This is a genomic window from Blastococcus sp. SYSU D00820 (assembly GCF_054050695.1).
On the sequence record NZ_JBJGZW010000042.1, the window covers coordinates 1 to 7384 of the forward strand.

Sequence of the window (7384 nt, forward strand, 5' to 3'; positions counted from 1 at the left end):
GGTCGACGTCGACCCCGAACCGCTCCAGCAGCGCTCCCACCCGCTGGCGCTCGTGCCGCCAGTTGATCCGCCACATGCGGCCGGTCGGGAACCCGTTGGACAGCGCGCAGTTCTCCACCGCGGACATGGTCTCGACCAGGCCGAGGTTCTGGTGGATGAAGCGCATGCCCAGCCGGTCGGCCTCGGTGGCGGAGCCGAGGGCGAACGGCTCCCCGGCCATCGTCGCCCGCTCGACCGAGCCCGGGGCGTGGTAGCCGGCCAGCAGCTTGATGACCGTCGACTTGCCGGAGCCGTTCTGCCCCATCAGCGCGTGCACCTCACCGGCCCGCACCTCGAGGTCGGCGCCGGCGAGCGCCACCTGCCCGGGGAAGGTCTTCACCACCCCGGACAGGTGGAGCAGCCCGTCGTGCGTGCCCACGTCAGCTGCCGACCTGCCACAGCGCGGCGAACTGGTCGGCGTAGCCCTCCGGGCCCTTCCAGAGGTCGTTCGGGTCGCCGATCGTGTCGCGGGTCTGGATCCAGATCGGGAGCAGGTTCTCGCGGTCGGCGTCGAGGCTGTCGCCGTTGAAGTGGCGGGCCAGGACGTCCAGGGCCTTGTAGGCCATCTGCCCGACACCCTGCGGGATCGTCGCGACCTGGCCGGTGCCCTCGGCGATGCTCTGCGCGGCGGTCTGGTTGCTGGCCTGGCCGATGATCGTCACCTGCTGGTCCAGCCCCGCGGCCCGCAGCGCCTCGATGACGCCGGTGCCCATGTCGTCGAAGGACAGCACGATGTAGTTGACCTCGGGGTGGGTCTGCAGGTGGCTGACGATCGCCGAGGGGACGCGGGTGCCGATGTCGGTGGCCGGGAAGTCCAGCGTCTCGGTGGTGCAGGTGTCCGGGCAGACCTCCTCCAGCTGGGCGGTGTAGGCCTCCTCCTCGGCCACCAGCGTCGGGAAGTCGGGCACCTGGATGAAGATGGAGTTCAGGTCGCCGTCGGTCTGCACCGCGGCGTAGTCGGCCAGCAGCCGGCCCCGGGTCTCGTTGTCCTCGACCGGGTTGATGTCGAAGATGATCCCGGGCGTGCCGGGCTCGTTGGCCGAGGCCCAGTCGACCACCGGGATGCCCGCCTCGCGGGCCTGGTCCAGCTGCCGCTGGAAGACCACCGACGGGACGCCGGAGGTGAGGATGGCGTCGGGCCGCGGGTCGGCGGTCAGCGCCCGGTCCCAGGCGGCGACGATCTGCTCGGGCGTGGTGCCCTGGTCGACGTAGGTCATGTTCCAGCCGAGCAGCGCGGCGGCGTCGTCGAGCTCGTCGCCGATCTGCTGGCAGACGCCGACGCCGCACTGCAGGAACGTGATGTTCTTGCCCTCGTCGGGCGTGCGGCTCAGCGGCTCGGTGACGCCCACCTCGGTGGGCTCCTCGAGGGCGGCCTCGACGCGCTCGGCGGCCTCCTGGAGCGCGGGGGTGCTGAGGTCCCCGGAGGCCACGGCGGCACCTCCGCCGTCCCCGCCTCCGGCGTCCCGGGTGTTGCTGCAGCCGGCCAGGACCACCAGTGAGGCGGCGGCCAGGCAGGCGATGCGTGAGTTCACGGAGATCTCCCTGATCGGAGCGGCGACGTTGCCGTCGTAAGCGGTGGAATGGGCACTCCGCGAGCGCTCCGAGCGGTCGTCCGGATGACCGGCCGGAGGGTTGGAGCCCGCGCTGTAACTCAGATCACGCTGCAGCGGCGATAATGTAGGAGCCCTCTAGATACAGCGTCAACAGCCCCCGCGGGATCTGGACGAAAAAGTTGGACGTCCACGCATAATGGGGGCCTGCGACGCGGGGAACCAGGCGTTTCTCCGGTCGCCGGCCCCCTGGGAGGTCCCGTGCAGGTCGTCGCCTTCACCGGCGGACACTCGTTCGACCGAGACGCGTTCGCCGCGTTACTTGATTCGTTGCCTTGTACAGCCACCTGGGTGGAGCACCCGGACGCCGTGGACTTCGTCGCCTCCGGCGGGCTCGAGGACGCCGACGCGTCGCTGCACTACGACATGCCCGGGGTGCGCCCCGAGGCCACGCCCCCGCCACCGGCCTACGAGCGGGCGCTGCTGGCCCGCACCCGGGCCGGACAGGGGTTCGTCGTCCTCCACCACGCGATCGCGTCGTGGCCGGCCTGGCCGGTGTGGGCCGAGCTCGTCGGGGGGCGCTACCTCTACCGCCGGGGCGAGCTGCGCGGGGTGGCGTGGCCGGACTCCGGCTACCGCATGGCGGTGCCCCAGGAGATCCGCGCCGTCGCCCCGGGGCACCCGGTGCTCGACGGCCTCGGCGCGGGCCTGCGCGTGGTGGACGAGACCTACCTGTGCCCGGTGTTCGAGGACGAGGTCACCCCGCTGCTGCGCACCGACGCCCCGATCGACGACCGCGTGCACTTCTCGACCGAGGAGGCGCTGGCCGGGCGGCTGGGCAGCCGCGGCGACTGGCGGCACGCGCCGGGCTCGCCGCTGGCGGCCTGGACGCGGACCTTCGAGCGCAGCCGGGTCGTCTACGTCCAGCCCGGCGACACCGCGGCGACCCTCACCGACCCCGCCTACCAGCGACTGGTGGCCAACGCGCTCGCCTACGTCGCCGGCGCCGGGGCCGGGGCGGCGAGCTGACCGCACCCCGGCGGTCAGGCTCCCCCGGCCCGCTCCGCCGACAGCGCCGCACCCAGCCGGGTGGACAGCCCCTGGGGGTCGTCCAGCACGGCGGGATCCCCGCTCGCCACTGCGTCCCGGGCCAGCTCGGCCAGCCGGTCGGGGAAGACCGACGTCCGGCCGGCCTGCCACGCGTCCAGCGAGCGCTCGGCCACCGACCGGGGCGAGGCCTTGGGCACCGTCGCCCCGGCGGTCATGTCGGTGTCGACGTAGCCGGGGTAGACGTTCGTGACCGTGACGCCGTCGGCGGCGAGCTCGGCGCGGACGCCCTGCGCCACCATCATCGCCGCCGCCTTGCTGGCGCTGTAGAGCGGCGCGCTGCGCGAGGTCAGCAGCGCGGCCAGGGAGAGCACGGTGAGCACCCCGCCGCGACGGGTCCGCAGCTGCGGGGCCAGCCCGCGCACGAGGGACAGCGGGCCCAGGACGTTGACCTCGAGCAGCTCCCGCAGCGCCGCGTCGCCGGCGTCGGCGAGCACGGGGCCGGGGTGGGAGCGGCCGGCGTTGGACACCAGCAGGTCGACCTCCGGGCAGGCGGCCACCGCCGCGGCGACGTCGTCCGGGCGGGTCACGTCCAGCCGGACCGGCGCCACCCGCGGACCGTGCCGTGCCACGAGGCCGGCCAGCGCGGCCGGGTCGCGCGCGCCGGCGTGCACGACCGCCACCCCGCGCGCCAGCAGCGCCTCGACGAAGTGCGCGCCGATGCCGCGGTTCGCGCCGGTCACCAGCGCCTGCCGGCCCCTCAGTTCCACGGGTGGACCTCCGTCCGCTCGTCCCCCGACCAGCACCCAGGAGGCCCACCGTGGGCGACGCCGTCCAGGACATCACCGCCGTCCAGGAGATCACCGACCTGCTGTACCGGTACGCCGAGCTGTTCGACACTGGGCGGTTCGACGAGTTCGCCGCGCTGTTCGAGCACGGCACGTGGCACAAGGCGGAGCCCGGCGCGGCCGGCGCCCGGCGCTGGATCGAGGACAACGTGCTCCTCTACGACGGCCTGACGCGGACCAAGCACGTCACCACGAACGTGTCCGTGGCCGTCGACGAGGAGGCCGGCACCGCGACCGCCCGGGCCTACGTCACGATCTTCCAGGCGCTGCCGGACTTCCCGCTGCAGCCCATCTACACCGGCACCTACCGCGACCGGCTGACCCGGCGCGACGGCGTCTGGGAGTTCACCGAGCGCCGGGCCACCGGTGACCTGTACGGCGACATGTCCCGTCACGTCCGCTCCGCGCGGCCTGCCGGGCCGGCCTGAGCGCCCGGCGCGCCGGCGAACCGCGGCGGCCGCCCCTCGAGGAACGCCGCCACCCCCTCGGCGTGCTCGGCGGACCGGAAGCACTCCAGCAGCTGGGCGCGGCTGTCGGCCTGGTGCTCGGCCACGCCCCGGGCCAGCCCGGCGTAGACGAGCCGCTTGGTGCGCGCCACCGCCTCCGGACCCCCGCGCAGCCAGCGGGCCGCCTCGGCGCGGGCCGCGGGCAGCAGGTCGCCGGGCTCGACCACCGCGGACACGAATCCGCAGGCGAGCGCGTCGGGGGCGGTCAGCGAGTCGCCGGAGTACAGCAGCCGCAGCGCGGCGGGGACCCCGATCAGCCGGGGCAGCAGCCAGGACCCCGCCCCGGTGTCGGGCACCAGCCCGCGGTGCACGAAGTTCCAGGCGAACCGCGCCCGCGGAGTCGCGATGCGGACGTCGGCCATGGTGGCCCACTCCGCGCCCATCCCGACCGCGGCGCCGTCCACGGCGGCGATGACCGGCTTCGGGCAGGCGACGACGTTCCACCAGCCCTCGTCGTCGTGCAGCCGGCCGGGGTAGCCCCGCTCCTCCGGCGGGATCGTCTCCAGGTACCGCAGGTCGGTGCCCGCGCAGAAGGTGCCTCCGGCACCGGTGAGGACGACGACCCGGCAGGCGGGGTCGGCACCGGCGTGCTCGAGATGGCCGAACAGCTCGGCCATCATCGGGTAGGTGGCGGCGTTGCGCCGCGCCGGGGAGTCGAGGGTCACCACCGCCACCCCGTCGTCCCCGAGCTCGTAGCGGACCCGGCCGCCGGCGTCGCTCACCGGCCGGTGAAGCGGGGCGGCCGCTTCTCCCCCAGCGCGGCCACGCCCTCGGCGAAGTCGGCGCTGCGCAGGCTGGCGACCTCCCAGGCCAGGGCCGTCTCGAAGACCCCGGCGAACTGCGCCTTGACCCAGGCGTTGACCGCGACCTTGGTGCCGCGCACCGCCAGGGGCGGCCGGCGCAGGATCTCCGCGGTGACCGCGTGCGCCCGCGCGAGGGCCTGGCCGGGCTCGCACACCTCGGTGGCGATGCCCAGCGCCGCGATTTCGTCGGCGTCGATCTCGCGGCCGCGCAGGAGCAGGTCGCGGGCGCGGTGCGGGCCGGCCAGCACCGTCCAGACGGCCGCGCCGCCGTCCCCCGGCACCAGGCCGAGGTCGACGTGCGCGTCGCTGAACCGCGCGCCCCGCGCCGTGACGACGAGGTCGCACAGCAGCGCGATCGTGGCGCCGAGGCCGAACGCGCGGCCCTCCACCGCCGCCACCACCGGCTTCTCGAGGTCGAGCAGGCCGTAGACCAGCCGGCGGGCCCGCGCGATCGAGATGCCCGACCCCTCCCCCGGGTGCTCGGCGGCGAAGGCGAGCATGTCCTTGACGTCGCCCCCGGCGGAGAAGACCCCGCCCGCGCCGGTGAGGACCACCGCGGCGACGTCGTCGCGCTCCTGCAGGTCGGGCCAGAGCCGTTCCATCTCCTCGTGCGCAGCGGAGTCGAGGGTGTTGAGCCGGTGCGGCCGGTCGATCGTCACCTCCGCGACGCCGTCGGCGACCTCGATCCGCAGATGCCGGTAGGAACCCACGCTGCCTCCCTCGAGGGGCTTGGTGCGGCCGGGAGCGACTGCTAGCGTTTGTGTAGCAGATCACCAGTTACTCGGTGTACCCGCGACGACGGACGAGGTGGATCGTGCGCCAGATCGAGCATCCGATGAGCCGAGCGATCTACGAACTGGACGAGGACTACAACGTCCGGGTCACCACGCGCGACGGCCGGGTGGGCACCTTCGACCCCGAGGGGCGCTACCTGCACGGCGAGGTCCGCGCGGCCGATCCAGAGCTCGCCCGCTGGGTGGGCCTGGGCCCGCGGGTCCGCGGCGACCTCACCCAGAACCGCCGGTTCATGGACGCCGGGGAGATCCTGCGGCGGCGCAGCGAGCAGATCACCGCCGCGCGCCTGGCGAACGGAGCCGCGCTGTGACCGACCTCCGCGCCGACCCCCCCGCCGGCACGTCCCCCGACGCTCCGGGAACCACCGGGGCGATGCCCGAGCCGCCGCCGTTCGCCCGCTCCCCCGGCATCGGCTACCAGCAGCTGCTGGACACCGACACCCACCCGGTGCCGTCGATCCTGCGCGAGGAGAGCCCCGGCATCTTCGACGAGGTCAGCGAGGTGCCGGTCACCCGGTACACCAGCCGGGCCTACCACGAGCTGGAGAAGAGCCGGCTGTGGAACCGGGTGTGGCAGATGGCCTGCCGCGAGGAGGAGATCGCCACCGCGGGCGACACCTACGTCTACGACATCTGCGACACGAGCATCCTCGTCGTCCGGGGCCGGGACATGGTCGTCCGCGCCTTCTACAACGCCTGCCTGCACCGGGGGCGGCTGCTGCGCCACGAGAGCGGGCCGGCGGACCGCGAGCTGCGCTGCCCGTTCCACGGCTTCTGCTGGGAGCTCGACGGATCGCTGAAGTCGATCACCTGCGAGTGGGACTTCCCGCACGTCGACCGGTCCGCCATGGACCTGCCGCAGGTGCGGGTCGGCACCTGGGGCGGGTTCGTGTTCGTCAACATGGACCCCGACTGCGAGCCGCTCGAGGACTTCCTCGGCGACCTGGACCGGCATTTCGAGAAGTGGCCGCTGGACCGCCGCTACGTGCAGGCGCACGTCGCCAAGGTCATCGACTGCAACTGGAAGGTGGCCCAGGAGGCCTTCTCCGAGGCGCTGCACGTGGTCACCACCCACCCGCAGCGGGTCGCCGGCATGGGCGACACGAACAGCCAGTACGACGTGTGGGGGAACATCGACCGCGGCATCTCGGCCAACGGGGTGCCCAGCCCGCACCTGACGTGGACGCCGACCGAGCAGCAGATGTTCGACTCGATGGTCGACGCGCGGATCGACGAGCCGCCGCTGCTGGAGGTGCCCGAGGGCATGACCGCCCGGGAGCTGTCCGGGATGATCGCCCGCGAGTCGCTGCGGCCGATCATCGGCGACGAGGCCGCCGACCTGGTGAGCGACGCCGAGTCGCTGGACAGCATCTACTACACGGTCTTCCCGAACTTCCACCCGTGGGGCGCCTACCAGCGGATCGCCTACCGCTTCCGGCCGTACCAGGACCAGCACGAGGTCTGCCTCATGGACGTCTACCTCCTGGCGCCCTTCACCGGGGAACGGCCGCCGCCGGCGCGGACGCAGTGGCTCGGCGTCGACCAGCCCTGGACCGAGGCCACCGTCCTCGGCAGCTCCGGCCGGGTGTTCGACCAGGACTCGTTCAACATGCCGCGGGTGCAGCGCGGGCTGCACACCACGCGGCGCCGGACCGTCGTCTTCTCGCGGTACCAGGAGAGCAAGATCCGGCACTTCCACGCGCTGCTCCAGCAGTGGATCGGGGAGGACGTCGAGGCCTGAGCCGCCGCCACCCCGCACGACGAGGGGCCGGGCCGCGGCGCTGCGTCCCGGCCCCC

Annotated in this window: 9 protein-coding genes; 4 read left to right on the forward strand and 5 right to left on the reverse strand. The window is 73.7% G+C overall.

Annotated elements, in window-relative coordinates:
- On the reverse strand, window positions 1-418 hold a 418-nt coding region (locus ACI79R_RS23850; protein WP_456576178.1), incomplete at its 3' end, for an ATP-binding cassette domain-containing protein.
- 1 nt (window position 419) lies between these two features.
- Window positions 420-1571 carry a sugar ABC transporter substrate-binding protein gene (locus ACI79R_RS23855; protein ID WP_456576179.1) on the reverse strand — a complete coding sequence of 384 codons (1152 nt, stop codon included), beginning with the start codon at window positions 1569-1571 and terminating at the stop codon, window positions 420-422.
- Window positions 1572-1850: 279 nt separating this feature from the next.
- On the opposite strand from ACI79R_RS23855, the gene ACI79R_RS23860 reads away from it, so the two are divergent.
- A complete protein-coding gene (locus tag ACI79R_RS23860) occupies window positions 1851-2618 on the forward strand; it encodes a ThuA domain-containing protein (RefSeq protein ID WP_456576180.1) in 768 nt (255 codons plus the stop codon).
- 14 nt (window positions 2619-2632) lie between these two features.
- Here the strand turns inward: ACI79R_RS23860 and ACI79R_RS23865 are convergent, their stop codons facing one another.
- Complete coding sequence (locus tag ACI79R_RS23865) at window positions 2633-3406, reverse strand: SDR family NAD(P)-dependent oxidoreductase (RefSeq protein ID WP_456576181.1); 774 nt, start codon at window positions 3404-3406, stop codon at window positions 2633-2635.
- A gap of 50 nt (window positions 3407-3456) precedes the next feature.
- On the opposite strand from ACI79R_RS23865, the gene ACI79R_RS23870 reads away from it, so the two are divergent.
- Window positions 3457-3912 carry a nuclear transport factor 2 family protein gene (locus ACI79R_RS23870; protein ID WP_456576182.1) on the forward strand — a complete coding sequence of 152 codons (456 nt, stop codon included), beginning with the start codon at window positions 3457-3459 and terminating at the stop codon, window positions 3910-3912.
- Here the strand turns inward: ACI79R_RS23870 and ACI79R_RS23875 are convergent.
- On the reverse strand, window positions 3876-4712 hold the full coding sequence (locus ACI79R_RS23875; RefSeq protein ID WP_456576183.1) for an enoyl-CoA hydratase/isomerase family protein: 837 nt from the start codon (window positions 4710-4712) through the stop codon (window positions 3876-3878). The two genes, ACI79R_RS23870 and ACI79R_RS23875, sit on opposite strands and share 37 nt — an antisense overlap.
- Complete coding sequence (locus ACI79R_RS23880) at window positions 4709-5503, reverse strand: enoyl-CoA hydratase/isomerase family protein (RefSeq protein ID WP_456576184.1); 795 nt, start codon at window positions 5501-5503, stop codon at window positions 4709-4711. The genes ACI79R_RS23875 and ACI79R_RS23880 overlap by 4 nt, the downstream gene beginning before the upstream one ends.
- Window positions 5504-5628: 125 nt before the next feature.
- Here ACI79R_RS23880 and ACI79R_RS23885 point away from each other — a divergent pair, with 125 nt between their 5' ends.
- Complete coding sequence (locus ACI79R_RS23885) at window positions 5629-5898, forward strand: hypothetical protein (protein ID WP_456576185.1); 270 nt, start codon at window positions 5629-5631, stop codon at window positions 5896-5898.
- Entirely contained in the window at window positions 5895-7328 is a 1434-nt protein-coding gene (locus ACI79R_RS23890) for an aromatic ring-hydroxylating oxygenase subunit alpha (protein ID WP_456576186.1), read from the forward strand. The genes ACI79R_RS23885 and ACI79R_RS23890 overlap by 4 nt, the downstream gene beginning before the upstream one ends.
- The last annotated feature ends 56 nt before the right edge of the window (window positions 7329-7384 follow it).

What these genes read in the sequence shown, in the direction of transcription:
- ACI79R_RS23885 (WP_456576185.1), top strand. Translation starts at nt 5,629, where the DNA reads ATGAGCCGAGCGATCTACGAACTGGACGAGGACTACAACGTCCGGGTC.